This is a genomic window from Streptomyces sp. PSU-S4-23, from assembly GCF_055632315.1.
The window spans coordinates 5,777,794-5,796,687 of record NZ_JBVMUU010000002.1 but is presented as its reverse complement, the minus strand read 5'-3'; the positions used below and the strand labels follow the sequence as shown (position 1 = coordinate 5,796,687).

Annotated in this window: 15 protein-coding genes; 7 read left to right on the top strand and 8 right to left on the bottom strand. The window is 72.7% G+C overall.

All coding sequences use genetic code 11. From position 1 onward, the window contains the following. Positions 1-311: 311 nt before the first annotated feature. On the bottom strand, positions 312-677 hold the full coding sequence (locus tag ACZ79I_RS26595) for an MGMT family protein (protein ID WP_471500105.1): 366 nt from the start codon (positions 675-677) through the stop codon (positions 312-314). 185 nt (positions 678-862) lie between these two features. On the opposite strand from ACZ79I_RS26595, the gene ACZ79I_RS26590 reads away from it, so the two are divergent. From ACZ79I_RS26590 to ACZ79I_RS26580, 3 genes are all read left to right on the top strand, one after another. After that, a complete protein-coding gene (locus ACZ79I_RS26590) occupies positions 863-3,808 on the top strand; it encodes a lysylphosphatidylglycerol synthase domain-containing protein (protein ID WP_471500103.1) in 2,946 nt (981 codons plus the stop codon). 279 nt (positions 3,809-4,087) lie between these two features. Continuing rightward, entirely contained in the window at positions 4,088-5,644 is a 1,557-nt protein-coding gene (locus ACZ79I_RS26585) for an alpha/beta hydrolase (RefSeq protein ID WP_471500101.1), read from the top strand. 137 nt (positions 5,645-5,781) lie between these two features. After that, a complete protein-coding gene (locus ACZ79I_RS26580; RefSeq protein WP_471500099.1) occupies positions 5,782-7,311 on the top strand; it encodes an alpha/beta hydrolase in 1,530 nt (509 codons plus the stop codon). A 71-nt stretch (positions 7,312-7,382) separates the two neighbouring features. Here the strand turns inward: ACZ79I_RS26580 and moeZ are convergent, their stop codons facing one another. The 7 genes from moeZ to ACZ79I_RS26545 all read right to left on the bottom strand — a co-directional run bounded on the left by moeZ (position 7,383) and on the right by ACZ79I_RS26545 (position 16,450). Beyond that, positions 7,383-8,561 (bottom strand): adenylyltransferase/sulfurtransferase MoeZ, encoded by a 1,179-nt coding sequence (gene moeZ / locus ACZ79I_RS26575; protein WP_471500097.1) that lies wholly within the window; start codon positions 8,559-8,561, stop codon positions 7,383-7,385. 63 nt (positions 8,562-8,624) lie between these two features. Next, a complete protein-coding gene (locus tag ACZ79I_RS26570) occupies positions 8,625-9,374 on the bottom strand; it encodes a spherulation-specific family 4 protein (protein WP_471500095.1) in 750 nt (249 codons plus the stop codon). Then, a complete protein-coding gene (locus ACZ79I_RS26565; protein WP_471500093.1) occupies positions 9,362-10,321 on the bottom strand; it encodes an NAD-dependent epimerase/dehydratase family protein in 960 nt (319 codons plus the stop codon). The genes ACZ79I_RS26570 and ACZ79I_RS26565 overlap by 13 nt, the downstream gene beginning before the upstream one ends. Before the next feature lie 187 nt (positions 10,322-10,508). After that, positions 10,509-11,681 carry a hypothetical protein gene (locus ACZ79I_RS26560; RefSeq protein WP_471500091.1) on the bottom strand — a complete coding sequence of 391 codons (1,173 nt, stop codon included), beginning with the start codon at positions 11,679-11,681 and terminating at the stop codon, positions 10,509-10,511. Further along, positions 11,678-13,408 (bottom strand): DUF3492 domain-containing protein, encoded by a 1,731-nt coding sequence (locus ACZ79I_RS26555; RefSeq protein WP_471500089.1) that lies wholly within the window; start codon positions 13,406-13,408, stop codon positions 11,678-11,680. The genes ACZ79I_RS26560 and ACZ79I_RS26555 overlap by 4 nt, the downstream gene beginning before the upstream one ends. 256 nt (positions 13,409-13,664) lie before the next feature. Next, a complete protein-coding gene (locus ACZ79I_RS26550; RefSeq protein WP_471500087.1) occupies positions 13,665-15,368 on the bottom strand; it encodes a DUF3152 domain-containing protein in 1,704 nt (567 codons plus the stop codon). Between the two features lie 8 nt (positions 15,369-15,376). Beyond that, a complete protein-coding gene (locus ACZ79I_RS26545) occupies positions 15,377-16,450 on the bottom strand; it encodes an alpha/beta fold hydrolase (protein WP_471500085.1) in 1,074 nt (357 codons plus the stop codon). Positions 16,451-16,697: 247 nt separating this feature from the next. Here ACZ79I_RS26545 and ACZ79I_RS26540 point away from each other — a divergent pair, with 247 nt between their 5' ends. The 4 genes from ACZ79I_RS26540 to ACZ79I_RS26525 all read left to right on the top strand — a co-directional run bounded on the left by ACZ79I_RS26540 (position 16,698) and on the right by ACZ79I_RS26525 (position 18,851). After that, a complete protein-coding gene (locus ACZ79I_RS26540; RefSeq protein ID WP_471500083.1) occupies positions 16,698-16,919 on the top strand; it encodes a hypothetical protein in 222 nt (73 codons plus the stop codon). Positions 16,920-17,187: 268 nt separating this feature from the next. Then, positions 17,188-17,832: a TetR/AcrR family transcriptional regulator gene (locus tag ACZ79I_RS26535; RefSeq protein ID WP_471500081.1), complete on the top strand. Its 645-nt coding sequence runs from the start codon at positions 17,188-17,190 to the stop codon at positions 17,830-17,832. A 199-nt stretch (positions 17,833-18,031) separates the two neighbouring features. After that, entirely contained in the window at positions 18,032-18,259 is a 228-nt protein-coding gene (locus ACZ79I_RS26530) for a DUF3107 domain-containing protein (RefSeq protein ID WP_381084851.1), read from the top strand. A 322-nt stretch (positions 18,260-18,581) separates the two neighbouring features. Next, the gene (locus tag ACZ79I_RS26525; RefSeq protein ID WP_471500079.1) at positions 18,582-18,851 is read left to right on the top strand and encodes a hypothetical protein; all 270 of its coding nucleotides are present in this window, start codon (positions 18,582-18,584) and stop codon (positions 18,849-18,851) included. The last annotated feature ends 43 nt before the right edge of the window (positions 18,852-18,894 follow it).

Here is an 18,894-nt window from a genome sequence, read left to right as displayed (position 1 = left end):
GTTCGCCGGTCCTGGTGGTCGTACTCGGGCTTGTCACTGGCGGCGCGGAGCGCCGACGTTGCGGGGCGGTGGTCGGGCGACGGGTGGGAGGACGGCCGCGCGTGGCGGGCGGTGGCCGCGGGATGAGGGGGACGAGCGCCGTCGACGCTACGCCCGTGCGGGCCACGGAAGCAGGGCTTCCCCTTGTTCCCGTCCGTCCCGGGGGTCACTCGTGTCCCCCGCTGCACGAACGTACGGCATGTCGCGAAGGTGCCTCGCTGCCCCCGTACGGGCCACTGGTTCCCCATCGGCCCGCCGGATGGGCGAAGCTGTCAGATATGACCGTCAGCGCGTTCGTCGCCGTCCCATCGCGCACGTCGCATGTCGACGCGCGGCAGATGGCCCTCGGACGCGCGTCCGGCCTCGCGCAGGGGGGTGCCCTCCTCGCGGTAGTGGCCGAGAGCCTCCAGTTCGTGCCCCGGAAGCAGCACGCCGTCCGCGCGGATGACGCGCCACCAGGGGACCGCTCCCCCGTAGAGGGCCATCACGCGGCCCACCTGACGCGGACCGCCCTCCTCCAGCCACTCGGCCACGTCCCCGTATGTCATGACGTGCCCCGGTGGAATGCGTTCGGCCACGTCAAGGACCCGTTCCGCATACTCCGGCAGGGCGTCCACCGGAAGGCTCTCCTCACTCATCCGCCCCATCCTGCCCCACCCCACCGACAATGTGATGTGACCGAGACCAGGCGCATCCCTCGCCCCGGCGCGGCGCTTCGGGCAGACTGTGCGCCCCCGCATTTGCACCTCATGCCCCCGTGTGTCGGGTGGACATGCCACGATCGTGCGGGCGGTGACCGGTGATACGAGATCAAGAAGAGACGATGAAACAGCAGGGTGTGCACCCCGACGGAGCGGAGGGCACCTCTGAGGCTTCGTCGCGCCCGGCCACCGCGGACCCGGGCGCCCGCGACGCGGGCCCGGAACGGCGCTCCGGCGACGACGCGCACAAGAAGACCCGCGGCAGCGGCCTCGCGCATGAGGAGGCCGGCGAGAACGAGGCGACGCACGGGGACGAGGCGACGGCCGGGAACCAGGAGACGCACGGGGACGACGAGACGCACGGGAACCAGGAGACGCACGGGAACCAGGAGACGTACGAGAACGGGGAGCCGCAGGGGGCCGCGGGCCCTCACCGGGGGACCGAACCGGACGAGGACCGTGCCGACGCCCACAACGACGCGGTCGAGGGCGACGAACCACTGCTCCCCGCGCGCGTGCACCGCCCCTCGGATCTCATGCGGCTGCTGGTCGGTGTGCTCGCGATCGTCGTGCTGCTCGCCATCGCCGCGTTCGCGCACGGCACCACCTCCGGTCTCGAACAGGACATCAACAAGGGCACCGGCCAGGCACCCGATCTGCTGATCAAGATCGCGGGTCTGGCGTCGAGCATCGCGATCCTGCTGGTGCCGGTCGCCTTCGCCATCGAGCGGCTGATCAAACGGGACGGGCTGCGCATCGCCGACGGCGTCCTCGCGGCGGTCCTCGCCCACGGAGTGACGCTCGCCACGGACCTGTGGGTCGCCAGGGCGGCCCCGAAGTCCATCCAGGAGGCGCTCACACAGCCCTCCCCCGGCGACGTCCACGCCCTGACCGATCCGGTGCACGGCTATCTCGCGCCCGTCATCGCCTATATGACGGCCGTGGGCATGTCCCGCAGACCGCGCTGGCGCGCGGTGCTGTGGGTGGTGCTACTGCTCGACGCCTTCTCGATGCTCGTCACCGGCTACACCACACCGTTCTCGATCATCCTGACGGTGCTGATCGGCTGGAGCGTCGCCGCCGGGACGCTGTACGCGGTCGGCTCGCCGAACGTGCGGCCCACCGGCCGGACCCTGATGGCCGGCCTGCGCACCGTGGGTTTCCACCCCGTGAGCGCGGCGCGCGAGGAGACTCCCGACACCACCGAGAACGGGGACCGCGGCCGCCGCTACTTCGTCACCCTGGAGGACGGGCCGCCCCTCGACGTCACCGTCGTCGACCGGGAGCAGCAGGCCCAGGGCTACTTCTACCGGGTGTGGCGCCGGCTGACGCTGCGCGGGATCACCACGCGGCGCAGCCTGCAGTCGCTGCGCCAGGCCCTGGAGCAGGAGGCGCTCCTCGCGTACGCGGCCATCGCGGCCGGCGCCAACGCCCCCAAGCTCATCGCGACCTCCGAGCTGGGCCCCGACGCCGTGATGCTCGTCTACCAGCACACCGGCGGCCGCACCCTCGACCAGCTGGCCGACGAGGAGATCACCGACGAGCTGCTGCACGGCACCTGGCACCAGGTGCAAGCGCTGCAGTCCCGGCGCATCGCGCACCGCAGACTCGCGGGTGACGCGATCGTGGTGGACCCCTCGGGCACCGTCATCCTGACGGACCTGCGCAGCGGCGAGATCGCGGCGGGTGACCTGGTCCTGCGGATGGACATCGCACAGCTGCTGGCCACGCTCGGGCTGCGGGTCGGTGCCGAGCGCGCGGTGGCGTCGGCGGTCGCGGTGCTCGGCCCGGACTCGGTCGCGGACTGTCTGCCCATGCTGCAGCCGATCGCGCTGACCCGCTCCACGCGCGCGACGCTGCGGAAACTGGCCCGGGAGCGCGCCGAGCGCGAGCGGGAAGCGGTCCTGGAGGCCTCCCGGCAGGCCAGACCGGGCCGTCCCGAGGAGGCCCGGGCGGACACCCGGGTCGTTCTCGAAAAGCCCGGCAAGAAGTCGGTACGTGCCGCGCAGCGGGCCGAGAAACGGGCGATCGACGAGGCGCTGGAGGAGGCGCGCGAGGAGGACCTGCTCACCCAGATCCGCCACGAAGTGCTGCGGATCCGGCCCCAGGCGCCGGTCGAACCGGCCCGCCTGGAGCGGGTGCGGCCGCGCACGCTGATCAGTTTCATCGCCGGTGCCATCGGCGCCTACTTCCTGCTGACGCAGCTCACGCACATCGAGTTCGGCACGCTGTTCGCCAACGCCGAGTGGGGCTGGGTGGCGGCGGCCGTGTTGTTCTCAGCCCTGAGCTATTTCGCGGCGGCCATGGCGCTGCTGGGCTTCGTGCCCGAGCGGGTGCCGTTCCTGCGAACGGTGGCGGCGCAGGTCGCCGGGTCGTTCGTCAAGATCGTGGCGCCCGCCGCGGTCGGCGGTGTCGCGCTCAACACGCGCTTCCTGCAGCGCGCCGGGGTGCGGCCGGGCCTGGCGGTGGCGAGCGTCGGTGCCTCCCAGTTGTTCGGGCTCGGCTGCCACATCCTGATGCTGCTGTCCTTCGGCTATCTCACGGGCACCGAGAAGACGCCGTCCCTGTCGCCTTCCCGTACCGTCATCGCCGGTCTGCTGACCGTCGCGGTGCTCATCCTGGTGGTCACGTCCGTGCCGTTCCTGCGGAAGTTCGTCGCCACACGCGTGAGGTCGCTGTTCGCGGGTGTCGTTCCGCGCATGCTCGATGTGCTGCAGCGGCCGCAGAAGCTGGTCACCGGCATCGGCGGGATGCTGCTGCTGACGGCGTCCTTCGTGATGTGCCTGGACGCCTCGATCCGGGCGTTCGGGCACGAGGAGAAGACCACGCTCAGCCTGGCCAGCGTCGCGGTCGTCTTCCTCGCGGGCAACGCGCTCGGTTCGGCCGCCCCGACCCCGGGCGGCGTGGGCGCGGTCGAGGCCACCCTGACGGTCGGCCTCATCGCCGTCGGCCTCCCCAAGGAGGTCGCCGCGCCCGCGGTCCTGCTGTACCGGCTCCTGACCCTGTGGCTGCCCGTGCTGCCGGGCTGGCTGTTCTTCAACCACCTGACACGCAAGGAAGCCCTCTGAGGAAGCGCCCCCGGGGAAGCGCCCCCCGGGAAGCGCCTCAATGGGCGCTCAAAGTGCCCGAGGAAGCGCTCCGGGACGCCCACGACACCGGGGGCGCACGCCCGCGCCGGCTTCGCCGTCGCACGCCCGCGGGCACACCCACGTGCGCGTACCGCATGCGGCCGGCCCGGCCCCGGTGCGGGCACCCTCCACAAGGAGGCGCGCCCGGCCGGTGGCCGGCCGTCACCCGCACGGCCTGCGCCCCGCGCGCACCGCCGCGCGCGGCCCCACGATGGGAGCATGCCGAACCCTCCTCGGATCCGCGCCAAGGCCCTGACCGGCGCCGCCGTCCTCGCAGCCTCCCTGGCGGCGGTGGCGGGATGCGCCGGCCGCTTCGTCGTCATCAAGGGAGAGCTGTCGAGCCAGAAGCTGAACTGGCAGGACTGCCCGGCCCCCTCCCCGTCCGAGGGCGGCGGCAGCGCCCCCTCGCCGCTGCCGGACGGCGAACGCTGGCAGTGCGCCACCATGAAGGCGCCCCGCAACTGGGACGATCCCGCCGGGGGCACCATCGACATCGCACTCATCCGGGCGAAGGCCAGCGGCGACCCGAGCAAGCGGATCGGCTCCCTCATCTTCAACTTCGGCGGCCCCGGCGGCTCCGGCGTCAGCACGCTGCCCTCCTTCGCCCCGGACTACGAGACCCTGCGCACCCGTTACGACCTGGTGAGCTTCGACCCCCGCGGGGTCGGCCGCAGCGCGGGCATCAAGTGCGAGGACGACCGGCAGCTCGACGCCTACTTCCAGCAGGATGCGACACCCGACGACACGGCCGAGCAGCGGACGTTCCTGAACAACACCCGGCAGTTCAACGACGCCTGCAGGGCGCACTCCGGCGGGATGCTCCCCTATGTGCGCACCACCGACGCGGCGCGCGACATGGACCTGATGCGCCAGGTCCTCGGCGACGACACGATGCACTACTTCGGCATCTCCTACGGAACCGAACTCGGGGGCGTCTACGCCCACCTGTTCCCCAAGAACGTGGGACGAGCCGTGTTCGACGGGGTCGTCGACCCGAGCCAGAACCCGGAGCAGATCTCGCTCGGACAGGCCAGGGGGTTCCAGCTCGCGCTCGACAACTACGCCCGGGACTGCACGTCGAAGAGCACGGGATGCCCGGTCGGCAGCACGCCGCAGGACGTCGAGAAGCGGATCGCGGCTCTCCTGAAGGACCTCGACCGCAAACCCATCCCCGGCATCCCCCCGCGCCGACTGACGCAGACCGCCGCGACCAACGGGATCGCACAGTCCCTGTACTCGAAGAGCCTCTGGCCATACCTCACCCAGGGGCTGCAGCAGGCATACGCCGGCGACGGCAAGGTGCTGATGCTGCTGTCCGACGCGATGAACGGGCGCAACGCCAACGGCCAGTACAGCAACCTCACCGCCGCGAACGTCTCCATCAACTGCGGCGACGAGAAGCCCCGCTACACCGCCGCCGATGTGAAGGCGAGACTGCCGCAGTTCCGCGCCGCGTCCCCGCTGTTCGGCGACTTCCTGGCCTGGGGCATGGTCAGCTGCGTCCACTGGCCGGTGGCGGGAGCCGCCGACCACCCGGACGTGAGCGCGCCCGGTGCCGCACCGATCCTCGTGATCGGCAACACCGGCGACCCGGCCACCCCGTACCACGGCGCGAAGAGGATGGTCGATGCGCTGGGCGAGGGCGTCGGCGTCGAGCTGACGTACCGGGGCCAGGGGCACGGCGCCTACGACAGCAAGAACACGTGTGTGCAGAGCGTCGTGAACAACTACCTCCTGAACGGAAGGGTTCCTGCGGCCGGTACCGTCTGCTCCTAGCCCAACCTGCCGACCCGTGCGGAAAAAGTGCAGGTCAGACGGTTATCCACAGCCGGCCATGGGCTTGGCCCGATCCGCCTACTATGGCCTGACTGCTCCCCGCGGCTCCGTGCGGAGAGCTCGTGAGGGGGGTTTGCATGTCACGGTTCGTACGATGGACGGCCGCGCTCGCCGCCGCGGTGCTGATGACCGGCTGCAGCAGCGGTTCGTCCGGCGCAGGCGGGAGCGAGGAGGGGAAGGACGGCGCGGATGCACAGGCGACCGCCTCCTCCTCGACGCTGCCCTCCTCTCTCACCTCGCAGAAACTCGACTGGGGCCGCTGCAAGAGCACCTCGGGGCCGGGCGCCGGCTGGCAGTGCGCGACGCTGAAGGTGCCGCTGGACTGGTCGAAGCCCGACGGCCGCACGATCGGCCTGGCGCTGATCCGGTCCAAGGCGACCGGGGGCAGGCGGATCGGCTCGCTCCTGTTCAACTTCGGTGGCCCCGGCGGCTCGGGAGTCTCGATGATGCCGTCGTACGGAAGCACGGTGGCCAAGCTCCACGAGCGGTACGACCTGGTGAGCTGGGACCCGCGCGGGGTCGGCGCCAGTGAGGGGGTCCGCTGCCGCGGCGACAAGGCGATCCAGGCCGCGGAGGACATCGACGCGACACCGGACGACGCCACGGAGGAGAAGGCGTACTTCGACGACGCCGTCGCCTTCGGCCGCGGCTGCGCGAAGGCCGCCGGCAAGCTGATCTCGCACGTCTCGACGACCGACACCGCGCGCGACATGGACCTGATGCGCCAGGTCCTCGGCGACGACACGATGCACTACTTCGGCATCTCCTACGGAACCGAACTCGGGGGCGTCTACGCCCACCTGTTCCCCGGGAACGTGGGCCGCCTGGTGCTGGACGCCGTCGTGGACCCGACCGCCGACAGCGTGGGCCACGCGAAGAACCAGGCCCGCGGCTTCCAGCGCGCGCTGGACGACTACCTCAAGTCGACGGGGCAGGACCCGGAGCAGGGCTCCCAGAGGATCGTGGACCTGCTGAAGCGGATCGACACGAAGCCGCTGCCGACGTCGTCCGGCCGCGAGCTCACCCAGACGCTGGCCCTCACCGGCATCGTGCTGCCGCTCTACAGCAAGGAGGGCTGGCCCACGCTCACCAGCGCACTGGAGGCGGCCGAGGCCGGCGACGGTTCCCTGCTGCTGAGGCTGGCCGACGGCTACAACGAGCGGGACGCCTCGGGTCACTACGGCACGACGACCCACGCCCAGCGGGTCATATCGTGCCTGGACGACAGGCAGCGGCCCACGCCGGAGGAGATGAAGAAGCTGCTGCCGGAGTTCAAGACGATCTCGCCCGTGTTCGGCGACTTCCTGGGCTGGGACGCGGCGGGCTGGTGCCATAGCTGGCCGGTGGCGGGGCAGTTCGACCACCCGGAGGTCAGCGCGCCGGGAGCCGCGCCCGTGCTGGTGGTGGGGAACACCGGGGATCCGGCGACGCCGTACGAGGGCGCCCGCAAGATGGCCGACGGGCTGGGCAAGGGTGTCGGTGTGGAACTCACCTGGAAGGGCGAGGGGCACGGGGCCTACGGCAGCGGGAGCGACTGCGTCGACTCGACCGTGGACGCGTACCTGCTGAAGGGGACCGTCCCGAAGGACGGCAAGGTGTGCTCATGACGATGGCGGGGGCTTCGGGCATCCGCGGCGCCCGAAGCCCCCGCCATCGCAGCGGGGTGGTGAGCCTCGGCTCAGTACACCGGCTTGTCCGGTTCGATCTGGTTGACCCAGCCGATCACGCCGCCGCCCACGTGGACCGCGTCCGCGAAGCCCGCCGACTTCAGAACGGCGAGGACTTCCGCACTGCGGCCACCCACCTTGCAATACAAGACGATCTTCCTGTCCTGCGGAAGGGCCTCCAGGGCGTTGCCCATGAGGAACTCGTTCTTCGGGATCAGCCGGGCGCCCGGGACGGAGACGATCTCGTACTCGTTCGGCTCGCGGACGTCGATGATGTCGATGTTCTCGCCGTCGTCGATCCACTCCTTGAGCTGCTTGGGAGTGATCGTCGAGCCGACGGCCGCCGCCTGGGCCTCCTCGGAGACGACGCCGCAGAAGGCCTCGTAGTCGATGAGCTCCGTGACGGTGGGGTTCTCGCCGCAGACGGCGCAGTTCGGGTCCTTGCGGACCTTGACCTGGCGGTACTGCATCTCCAGGGCGTCGTAGATCATCAGCCGGCCGACCAGCGGCTCACCGATGCCGGCGAGCAGCTTGATGGCCTCGTTGACCTGGATCGAGCCGATGGAGGCGCACAGCACACCCAGCACGCCGCCCTCGGCGCAGGACGGAACCATGCCGGGGGGCGGGGGCTCCGGGTACAGGCAGCGGTAGCAGGGACCGTGCTCCGACCAGAAAACGGAGGCCTGGCCGTCGAAGCGGTAGATCGAACCCCATACGTACGGCTTGTTCAGCAGCACACACGCGTCGTTGACCAGGTAGCGGGTCGCGAAGTTGTCCGTGCCGTCGACGATCAGGTCGTACTGGCTGAAGATGTCCATCACGTTGTCGGCCTCGAGCCGCTCCTCGTGAAGGATCACGTTCACGTACGGGTTGATGCCCTTGACCGTGTCTCGCGCGGACTCGGCCTTGGAGCGGCCGATGTCGGACTGGCTGTGGATGATCTGGCGCTGCAGGTTCGACTCGTCGACCTCGTCGAACTCCACGATGCCGAGCGTGCCGACGCCCGCGGCGGCCAGGTACATCAGCGCCGGCGAACCCAGGCCGCCGGCGCCCACACAGAGCACCTTGGCGTTCTTCAGCCGCTTCTGCCCGTCCATCCCGACATCCGGGATGATCAGGTGGCGGGAGTACCTGCGGACCTCGTCTACGGTGAGCTCAGAAGCCGGCTCAACCAGGGGTGGCAGCGACACGGGGACTCCGTTGGTCGGTCAATCACTACAGTTGTTCTCTTTGCAACACTGCCACGCCCTTCTTCATTCCGAGACACCCGTTCCGACACGCGAGACGATTTCGTCCCAGTAGCCGGGCATGGCCTCCCAGGGATCACCGCGTCCGCCATGACCCGTGCGGTCCGTGAACCAGATCGTGGCGGCGCCCTGCCACCGGGCGATGCGCAGTGCCTCGTCGAGATGACCGCGCGGCACGCCGTGCACGAAGTGGCAGAACCGCTCGGGCGGGTGCTCGGCGGTCCACTCGGCCACCTGCGACCAGCGGTAGTCGTTCCAGGAGCCGGAGAAGGTGACCAACTGGTCGGCGGCCTCGGCGTATCCGGGATACGGGTGAGTGCCGTGCCCGAGGACGACATGACCGCGGTGGAGGGTCGCGCGGAACGCGGTGACCGTGCGGCGGACCTCGGCGAGCGCGGAACGCTCCGTGGGGCAGCGGTCCAGGAGGAAGCCGTCCACCTGGTACCAGTCGAGATACCGCTGCGCCTCGGACATCAGCTCGCCGAGGCCGCGTGCGCCGTAGGCGGCGTCGAGGTGACCGAGAACACAGACGCCCGCGGTGTGCAGCCGTCCCGCGGCCTGCGTGCAGTGCGGGTCGGGGCGCGTGCCGGGGCCGCCGCTGACGTTGAGGACCGTCCAGTGCACGGGGGTGCCCGGGCGGGTGAGCTCACGCCACTCCAGGGGCGCGACGAGGGGATGCGCATAGCCGGGGGCGCCCAGCCCCAGGCTCAGTCCGGTGCTCGGAGTGCCCGCCGTGGCGCTGGTCAGATACGGCATGCCGCCTCCATCCAGATATCGGCCAGGGACTCCTCGAGGTTGATCCGGGGCCGCCAGCCGAGCCGGTCGCGTGCGGTGCGCACATCGGCCTGCTGCCAGCTGCCGCAGCCGTCCGGGTAGGGATACGCGACCGGGGCCGCGTGCTCCGATTCGCCACGCGGGTGGCCGATGACCGCCCGCACCGCGCCGGGAGGCCCGTCGAGTTCGTGCAGGGCACCGCCGTAGCCGGCCACGCGGGCGAGGACGGCGGCCGCGTCGCGGAGCCGCACGGCGCGGCCCGAGCCGATGTTGATCACGCCCTGGGCCGCGGAGAGGGAGGCGGCGTGGACGGCGCGGGCCACGTCGCGCACGTCGACGAAGTCGCGCTGGACGCCGAGGCCGCCGAGCTTGAGCTCGCCGTCCCCGGACTGCATGGCGCGGCGCATGGCTTCGGCGAGGCGGCCGAGCGGGGACCCGGCTGGGGTGCCGGGCCCGGCGGGCGAGAACACGCGGAGCACGACGGCGTCGAGCCCGGAGCCGAGGACCAGTTCGGTGGCGGCGAGCTTGCTGACGCCGTAGGGGCCGCCGGGGCGCGGGACCGCGTCCTCGGCCGTGGAGGAGCCGGGCTGGCTCGGGCCGTACTCGGCGCCGCAGCCGATCTGCACGAGACGGGCGCCGCAGCCGCTGCGGCGCAGGGCCTCGCAGACGGTGGCGACGGCGACGGTGTTGTGCCGGGTGAGTTCACGGGCGCCGCCGCGGATGGCGCCGGCGCAGTTGATGACGACCCCGGGGTGCACGGCGTCCAGGAAGCGGGTGAGCGCGCCCGGGCTGCCGGATGCGAGGTCGAAGCGCACATCGGCGTCGTCGCCGCGGCCGAGCGCGGTGAGCTGGACGGCGGGGTCGGCGAGCAGGCGGTCGGCGACGAAGCGGCCGAGGTATCCGTTGGCTCCGATCAGCAGGACCCTCATCGGGCGGCTCCCGGGGCGGATTCTCCGGTTCGGGAGGTGATCATCTGGCGTTCTCCTTCAGGGGTGGTGCCATCGGATGGGAGGAGCCCGCGGTGTCGGCCCCGCGGGACGGATGGGCCGGGGACCAGGCCCCCGGCGGTGGCTACGGCTCATGGCGTCGGAGGTGGGGGGTGCCATGGGCCGGGGCTCAGGGAGATCCGGGCGGACGGGCGTGGGCCGAGGCCCGGGTCAGGGTGCGGATCGTGTGGGCCAGCAGGACCAGGGCGGCCGGGGCGCAGCCGGCGGCCTGGACGGCGTCGGTGCCCCAGGCGCCTGCCAGGGCCTGGACCGGCGTGTCCAGGGACGCACAGCCGGGGAGCCGGCCGGCGAAGACCGTGACCAGGGCGGTCGCCTCGGTGGCGGCCGCGGCGCCGAGGACCACGGCCGGGGCGCGTCCGAAACCGTGCGCGGCCAGAAGCCGGGCCAGCAGCAGGAGCACGCCGAGGGCGCCGGGCCCCGCGTAGGCGGTGGGCCCCGAGGAGGCGCTGGGCCCCCCGAGCAGCGCCCCGCACAGCGCCAGCAGTGCCCCCAGGGCGCACAGGAAGAGTCCGAACACGCCGAGGAACAGAGGGGTGGCCGAGGACGCGAAGTCCTCCAGGCCGCGGCTGGCGGCGAGTCCGCGGCGGGCGCGCACCGTGAAGAGGCGGGCGCACCAGGCGGCCGGACCGCAGGCCAGGGCGAGGGCCGCGACGGGCGCGGCGGACGGGGGCCAGGGACCGTCGGGGCCGCCGTCCAGAGCGGCACGCAGGAGCCCGTCTCCGAGGAGGGCGTAGGCGAGCAGCCAGCAGGTCGCCAAGCGTGCGCCGGCCGGTGTGGCGTGGTTCGCCACGCGCAGCGGACCACGCCGGAGCGCCACGCGCAGCCCGAGCATGACGGCGACGGCACCGAGTGCGGCGACGGCGAGGCGGCCGCGGCCTTCGGTGAGCCGCGCCCCGATCACGGCCGCCGCGCACAGTGCGCCGGGGAGCAGGGCGAGGGCGGCCCATCCCCCGGGCTCGCGGGGGGCGTCCGTGGTGGCGGGCCGCGGCGGGTGCCTGGCGGCGTCACGGGGCGCGCGCGCGTACATCTCCTCGGCGAGGGAGAAGACGTCCCGGTGCCGGAAGCGCGCGGCGGTCCGGTCGGTCAGACCGTGGGCTTCGAGTCCGGCCGCGATCTCCAGTGGGTCGACGGCTCGCTCGCACAGGTCGCGGTGGTGGTGCATCAGGGCCTTGACCGGGTCGGCGGCGCCACGGCGGGCCGGCTTGCGGGCCGTGGCCGCGGGTCCGTGTGCGTCCGCGCGCCCGGGTTCCGTGCCCCTGAGCAGTTCTTCCGCCTTGCTCATCGCGCAACCCCCGCCACCGGGACGGATTCCTTGAGGGGCAGCGTGGCGCTCACCGCGTCCGGCGCGGCGTGCTCCGCCCCCGCCCAGCGCGGTCGTGCGCGCAGGCGCCGCGGATCGGTCCAGCGGCCGGGCACATGGGCCTCCGCCGGCGCTCCGAAGGGCAGCGGTTCGCCCGCTCCGTCGACGAGCACCCGCCGCACCGGCGAGTGGGAGAGGACCTCCAGGTAGATACCACGGAACGCCGCAATGTTCTGCTCGACGGTGAACAGTTCCAGGGCTCGCGCGCGGGCGGCCGCGCCGAGGCGCTCACGGCGCTGGGGGTCGCGCAGCAACGCCAGGCACGCCCCGGCCAGTGCCCGGGGGTTGCGGGGCGGGACCACGAGCCCCGTACCGCCGATGACCTCCACGACCGCGCCCACGTCCGTGGACACCGTCGCGCGGCCGCAGAGCATGGCCTCCACCAGGCTGATCGGAAACCCTTCGACGACGCTGGAGAGGACGACGACGGCGCCGGCCGCGTACGCCTCCGCCAGGTCGGGCACCTCCGGGCCGCCGATCTCCTCGAAGGCCACCGGGTTGTCGCCGACGGCGTGGACGCCCTCCGCCTCGTCGGGGAAGAGCTGGGCGGCCAGCGCCCTGCAGTGCCCGAGGTAGGCCGTGCCGTCGGCGCCCGCCGCGGACCCGATGATCCGCAGCCGGGCCTTCGGCTCCTTCCTGTGGATGTCCGCGAAGGCGTGGAGCAGGGAGATCAGGTCCTTGCCGGGTTCGATGCGGCCGACCCAGACCAGCGTGTACGGGTCCGCGCCGTCGGCCGACTCGCCCACGTCCGTGAAGCGGGACGCCTCCATGCCGGGGTAGACCGTGACCAGCTTGGCCCGGTCGGCGCCGCACCGTTCCTGCCAGCGGCGGGCGTGGGTGTTGCCGGGCGTGACGCAGGCGGCGCGCCGGTATGCCTCGGCGGCCAGCCTGCGGTGGAAGGAGGCGAGCAGCGCGCGCACCGCGGGCGCCCCGTCCGACGCGCCCAGATAGTGCGCGCGCAGGTGCACGCCGTACTCGGTCACCAGCAGCGGCACTCCGGCAAGATGGCGGGCGAGCAGCCCGGCCAGGGCCGCGGCGCCCCCCGTCGCGGCGTGGCAGAGGTCGGCCGATCCGAGCCCGTCGTCCTCGTACCAGTCGAGGGAGAGGGGGCGCAGGGCGCGTTCGAGCCCCGCGGCCGCCTCGAGCAGATCGGGGACGCGCGCCGCTCGCGCTGCGCGGAGGGCGCCCGGCGCGCGGCAGGAGCGTTCCAGGACGCGGGCAGCGGCCTCGGAGCGCAGTGCGCCGGTCAGTCCGCCTTCGTCGCGGGCGAGTTCGGCGAGCGCGTAGAGGGCGTTGCCGAAACGGTCCGCCTCAGGACCGGACGGCTCCGGGGCGCCGCGTGGCGTCCCCGGCTCCGGTGCCGTGCAGAGCGCGGCGGCCAACTCCCCGTACGCCTCGGCGAACCGGCGCCGGGCACGACGGCCGTGGGCGACGCCGTCGTCCGCCGTACTCCACAGCGGTGCCGTCCGCACCCGGCCGACGTGCGGCGGCAGCGGAAGCCGTCCCCCGGCTTCCTGGCGCTCGCTGCGGCTGAGCGCGTAGATGTCGAACTCGTGCTGCCCGAGCCCGCGTACGAGCCGGTCGCACCAGAGTCCGGCATCACCGCCCACATACGGGTAGCCACCCTCCGTAAGCAATCCGATGCGCACGAGCGCACCCCCGATCTCCCGTGTGGGAGCCGCCGTTGCCCGGCGGCTCGCAGCGGGACGAACGTATGCGGACAACACGGTGGCGCGACGGACGGTTGTCCATCGCGCCACCAAAAGGGGTGAACGGTCGTAACTTTCCCCCGTGGACCGCGTTCGACCGCGCTAGCAGATCATGCAGTGACGTTTCGGGAGGTGGCGGCCGGTCCCCGGCCGAGCGCCCCGCGGGCGCTCACCGGCACCAGGGCGGCCGCTCCGGTCAGCTCCGGGGATAGGGCCAGGGGTTGGGCAGGCAGTGGATGCCGTCGTGGTCGAGGAACTTGGTCTGCTGCTGCATGACCGGCGCCAGCTCGCCGTCCTTGTCACAGGTGACGTGACCGTAGCCGAGGCGGTGGCCCACCTCGTGATTGATCAGCATCTGGCGGTAGGCGTACATGTGGTCCCCGTATGTCTTCGAACCCTGGGCCCAGCGGTAGGCGTTGATCATCACGCGCTCGGTGGAGGCCGAGTCGCAGGAGACGTTGTCCTCCGTCGTGTCGAGGCCGGACTTGGCGCACCAGGCGGCCGTGGTGCCGGGGCTGGCGAGCGTGATCACGAAGTCGGGCTTGCCCGAGGAGACGCGCTCGAAGGTACGGGCGCCGTGGTGGGCCCAGCTGCGGTCGTCGTTGAGGGACTTCTGGACGGCCTGGGCGAAGAGTTCGCCGTCGAGGCCGAGCCCGTTCTCCACATCGACGCGGTAGGTGTACTTGCGCCCTGTGCCGGGTGCCTTGTCGAAGCCGGGGACGGCGGAGAACTTCCCGGGTCCCTTCAGCGCGGCGCTGAGCGGGTACCGCTCGTTCATGGCCTGCTCGTAGGTCAGCGTCCTCGCGTTCGGCGTGCGGGAGGGGGTCGGGCGGCCGTCGCCCCTGCTGGCGGCGCCGTGGGCGTCGCGGGCCCGGTCGGTGGCGGACTGTGCCCGCTCGGTGGTGCCGCCCTGGCCGCCTGCGATCTGGCCGGCGACGACCACCGCGAGCACGGTGGTCACGGCGGCGGCCGCGATCCCGGTGTAGGTACGGCCCTTCCCGCTCCCCTTGGGCGCCGCCTCGCCGGACCCGCTGTCCGGCGCGTCGCCGTCCCCGCCGGGCCCGGCCTGCGTCTGGGCCTGCGTCTGGGCCTGCGCCTGCGCGCGGAGGTCGCCGGTGCGCGAAGGGCGGGCGGCGGGGCCGGTGCTGCGGGGCGCGAAGACGTCGTCGCCCTCGTCGAAGGCGTCGAGGTAATCCTGACGGGGCCCGGACCGCGACCTCTGCTGCGGGATGCGGGGGGCGGGGCTTCCCGGGGGCATGCCCCCGGAAGGCCCCGTGGGCGCGGCCCTGCCCCCCAGCGGTTCCCAGCCTCCGCCGGGTTCGCGCTGCTGGGGGTGGCCACCGCGGACGTGGGGGGTGCCGTGGGCGGGGGTCCCATCGGGGAACCGGGGAACACCATGAGCGGGCGTCCCGTCCGGGAAGCGCGGAACCCCCTGGGCCGGTGTGCCGTCCGGGAAGCGCGGAACCCCCCGGGCCGGTGTGCCGTCCGGGAAGCGGGGAACACCGCGCGCCGGAGTCCCGTCGGCCGACGGCCGCGGTCCGCCCTGGGGCGGGGTGGCACCGGGGACACGGGGCACCCCCCGAGCGGGCGTCCCGTCCGGATAGCGCGGAACCCCCCGGGCCGGTGTGCCGTCCGGATGGCGCGGAACACCCGTCGCCGGTGTGCCCTGCGCCGGTGTGCCCTCCATCGGGCGCTGCCGGCGGGCGGCAGGCCCCGGCGGCACGGGGGCCGATGCCTGCGGGCCCCGAGGCGGCGGCGCCGCTTCGGGGCGCAGCGCCGAATCCATGGCGGACAGGGCCGCCGCGTCTCGTGCCGATGTGTCCTGCGCCGGTATGACCGGCACCGCGCCGGTGTCCGTATGCGTCTTGTTGCCCCGCCCCTTGCGGCTGTGCCGTCCCACGCCGCGCCTCAGCTCCCCCCGACGGTGCCGGATTCACCCGTCGCCGCGGTGGTCCCGCGGCCGGACACGCCCCTCACGGCGGCGCCACCGCCGCCTCCTTCACCGGCCCGTCCGGGCAACTCGCCCGTCGACGCCAGCAGTTCGCGGAAGGCGTCGCCCACCACGTCCGGGTATTCCATCATCGCGACGTGCCCCGCCTCCGGCAGGGTCAGCAGCCGGGAGTCGCGGAAGGCGCGCGCCGCCCGCTGGGCCATGCGGAAGGACACCAGTTGGTCCCGGCCGCCGTACACGAGCAGCGTCGGGGCGAGGACCCGCTCCGCCTGGCGCCACAGCCCGTGCTGTCCGCCCAGCGTGTAGGCGTTCACGATCCCACGCGCCGAGCGGGCCATCGCGTCCCAGAAGTACGGCAGTCGCAGTCGCCGCTCCATCTCCTCGACCGCATTCTGAAATCCTTCCGGGGTGACGCGCCGGGGGTCGCCGTAGCACAGCGCCATGACCCCGCGGACGCGCTGCTCGGCCGTCCAGTCCTTGGTGTACCGGGTGAACAGGGAGGCGACCCCGGGCACCGCGAGCAGACCCGTCGGAATCGCGCCGCGCTGCACGAAGATCTCCGGGAGCGCCGGCGAGACCAGGGTGAGCGTCCGGACGAGATCGGGCCGGACGGCGGCGACACGCGTCGCGACGGCCCCGCCCATCGAGTTGCCGAACAGGTGAACGGGCCCACGCCCGTCCGCGTCGAGGTAGTCGAGGTAGCGGATGACCGCGCGCGCATGCCCCGTGACGGAGTAGTTGCCGTCGTCCGGCGGCGGCGAGTCGCCGAAGCCCGGCAGGTCGAGGGCCTCGCCGTCGACGAGCCCGTCGAGCAGGGCCATCAGCGCCGACCAGTTCTGGGAGGAACCGCCGAGTCCGTGGACGTACAGCGCCCGCGGCAGCCCCTCGCGCTCCGGCGGTCTCGACCGCACCGTCAGCGTGACGCCGGGCAGCCCCACCGCCCTCACGCGCTCGCCCTCGCGCACCGTGAGGGGCGCCACCTTCGGGAGCACATTGGCGGCCGGGACGGACGGCAACTCGGTCGAGGACATGCGCCAATGTTACGAGGCGATCACACACTGGTTCATGTGTTCGCCGTCACAGGGCAGACCTGACCGCAAGGGGACCGCAGGCAGAGAGCGGCCCGGCGCGACGGCGCGGCGCGACGGACACACCCAGGGACCCCTCATCACACATGGCGTCCCGATCGGGTGTCTCCTAGGCTCGGAGCAGGGCACCCGTATGTGGCCCCTGCCTCGTTCGGGGACGTTCCAGGAGTTCTCAGGAAGGGAGCCCGCCATGGCCGTAGACCCCACTGATCCCGAGACGTTCGACGACGACGGGAACGGCGGCACCGAGCTCGACGTCGAGGCACCGGAGAACGACGCCGCCGCACAGCAGGCGGAACTCGCCCCGGAGCGGGACGAGCCCGTGGCCGAGGAGGACACCCTCCGCGCCAACGAGGCGGACCTCGTGGAGCAGGCCCGCGTCGTCTCCCTCGACGAGGACGACTATCGGTGAGTATCGGTGAGTATCGGTGAGGTACCGGGACGATCACGAAAAGGATCACTTCGGGTAAGAGGACGCGTACGCACGGTGAGAGAGCGCGTGGCGTCAGGCGGTGCCGGGGCGCCCATCCACCCGCCCCGCCCCCGTTCGGCGCGCTGCGCGCGGCTTTCCCCGTTGTCCGGTCCGTGAAATTCTGCGCTCGCACCGCGCACAGCACGGTTACCGAAAAGTACGATGGCGGCGCGGCGCACACCGCATGTGGACGATTTTGGGAGGCGGCGTGACAGCCATCGAGCAGACAGAGGCGGCACGCCCGCGGGGTACGCGCCTGCCGCGCCGTGCCCGACGGAACCAGCTGCTGGGCGCCGCGCAGGAAGTCTTCGTGGCTCAGGGCTACCACGCGGCCGCGATGGACGACATCGCCGAGCGCGCCGGGGTCAGCAAGCCGGTGCTCTACCAGCACTTCCCGGGCAAGCTCGATCTTTACCTGGCGCTGCTGGACCAGCACTGCGACGCCCTGCTGGTGGCCGTTCGGAACGCGCTCGCGTCGACGACCGACAACAAGCAGCGCGTACGCGCCACGATGGACGCGTACTTCGCGTACGTCGAGGACGACGGCGGCGCCTTCCGGCTGGTCTTCGAGTCGGACCTGACGAACGAGCCCGCGGTGCGCGAGCGCGTGGACAAGGTCACGATCGAGTGCGCGGAGGCCATCTGCGACGTCATCGCCGAGGACACCGGCCTGTCGCGGGACGAGTCCATGCTGCTGGCCTCGGGTCTCGGCGGTCTGGCCCAGGTCGTGGCGCGTTCCTGGCTGCACAGCGACCGCAGCGTGCCGCGCGACCAGGCGGTGCAGCTGCTGACCTCCCTGGCCTGGCGGGGCATCGCCGGGTTCCCGCTGCACGGCAGCGATCAGCACCACTGAGCGGCGCCCCTGGGCACCGCCGGCCCCCGAGCCGTACGGCACCGCGCACACGGAGCGGAGCCGTACGGCGGCCTTGTTCCCGCAGGGTGTTCGCTCCTGGCGTTCCGGAGCGGAGCGTGGGCGCCCCCTCACCGGGCTAATGTGTGCTGGTACGGCGCGGACGGCCGCGCACATCACTGACCGTCGGAGGGACAAAGCCGTGGAGGTCAAGATCGGCGTGCAGCACGCGCCGCGCGAGATCGTTCTGGAGAGCGGTCAGAGCGCCGAGGAGGTCGAGCGTGTCGTGGCCGAGGCGCTGTCCGGGAAGTCGCGGCTGCTGAGCCTCGTGGACGAGCACGGCCGCAAGCTCCTCGTCCCGGCCGACCGGCTCGCGTACGTGGAGATCGGCGAGCCGGCCCCGCGCAAGGTGGGCTTCGGCGCGCTGTAGGTCGCGCCGTGACAAGCGGAGGGGCCCGGTGGCGCATGCCACCGGGCCCCTCCGCTGCCGCGCCCGGGCGTGATCCCGTACCGCCGGGCGATCCCGCACGGCCCCGCTCCGGCCACAGGCGGACGCCCGGGCACGGCGGCTCGGGGCGCACAGGTGAACGCCCGGGGCGCGGGACCCCGCTCCGGGCCACACGGACGGAGCACATCCGCCGCCCAGGAGGAGCACATCCACCGCACAGGGGAGGATTGTCCTCCGCACGCCGCGGGTAAGACGGCTACGACCGATTTGCCCTGGCAGCAGCCGTGCGGGAGGGAAACTCGTCATGTTCTGGGAAGCGCTCGGCTCCGCCGTCCTCGGGCTCGCCCTGGCATGGGCCGCCGTGCGCCGGCTGCCGCACCGGCTGCCTGCCCGCGCGATGGTCCTGCCGACGGGTGCGGCGGGGGCTCTCTTCGGCGCGTTCCTCACCCACAGCGCGCTGGGCTCGGCCGGTCTCCCGGTGATCCTCGTCGGTGCGCTGGCCGTCTCGGCGGCCTCGCTGTCGCTGCTGCTGCGGCCGGCGGAAAGACTCCGCCGCAGGTCGGCGACGGCCTGAGGCCGCACCCTGGGCACGGCGCCGCCCCGGACACCCCCGGCGA

Excerpts from the sequence above, each read along its gene's own strand:
- ACZ79I_RS26580 (WP_471500099.1), top strand. The coding sequence starts at position 5,782 with ATGTCACGGTTCGTACGATGGACGGCCGCGCTCGCCGCCGCGGTGCTG.
- ACZ79I_RS26540 (WP_471500083.1), top strand. The coding sequence starts at position 16,698 with ATGGCCGTAGACCCCACTGATCCCGAGACGTTCGACGACGACGGGAAC.
- ACZ79I_RS26560 (WP_471500091.1), bottom strand. The coding sequence starts at position 11,681 with ATGAGCAAGGCGGAAGAACTGCTCAGGGGCACGGAACCCGGGCGCGCG.
- ACZ79I_RS26525 (WP_471500079.1), top strand. The coding sequence starts at position 18,582 with ATGTTCTGGGAAGCGCTCGGCTCCGCCGTCCTCGGGCTCGCCCTGGCA.
- ACZ79I_RS26565 (WP_471500093.1), bottom strand. The coding sequence starts at position 10,321 with ATGAGGGTCCTGCTGATCGGAGCCAACGGATACCTCGGCCGCTTCGTC.
- ACZ79I_RS26545 (WP_471500085.1), bottom strand. The coding sequence starts at position 16,450 with ATGTCCTCGACCGAGTTGCCGTCCGTCCCGGCCGCCAATGTGCTCCCG.
- ACZ79I_RS26585 (WP_471500101.1), top strand. The coding sequence starts at position 4,088 with ATGCCGAACCCTCCTCGGATCCGCGCCAAGGCCCTGACCGGCGCCGCC.
- ACZ79I_RS26570 (WP_471500095.1), bottom strand. The coding sequence starts at position 9,374 with ATGCCGTATCTGACCAGCGCCACGGCGGGCACTCCGAGCACCGGACTG.
- ACZ79I_RS26595 (WP_471500105.1), bottom strand. The coding sequence starts at position 677 with ATGAGTGAGGAGAGCCTTCCGGTGGACGCCCTGCCGGAGTATGCGGAA.
- ACZ79I_RS26590 (WP_471500103.1), top strand. The coding sequence starts at position 863 with ATGAAACAGCAGGGTGTGCACCCCGACGGAGCGGAGGGCACCTCTGAG.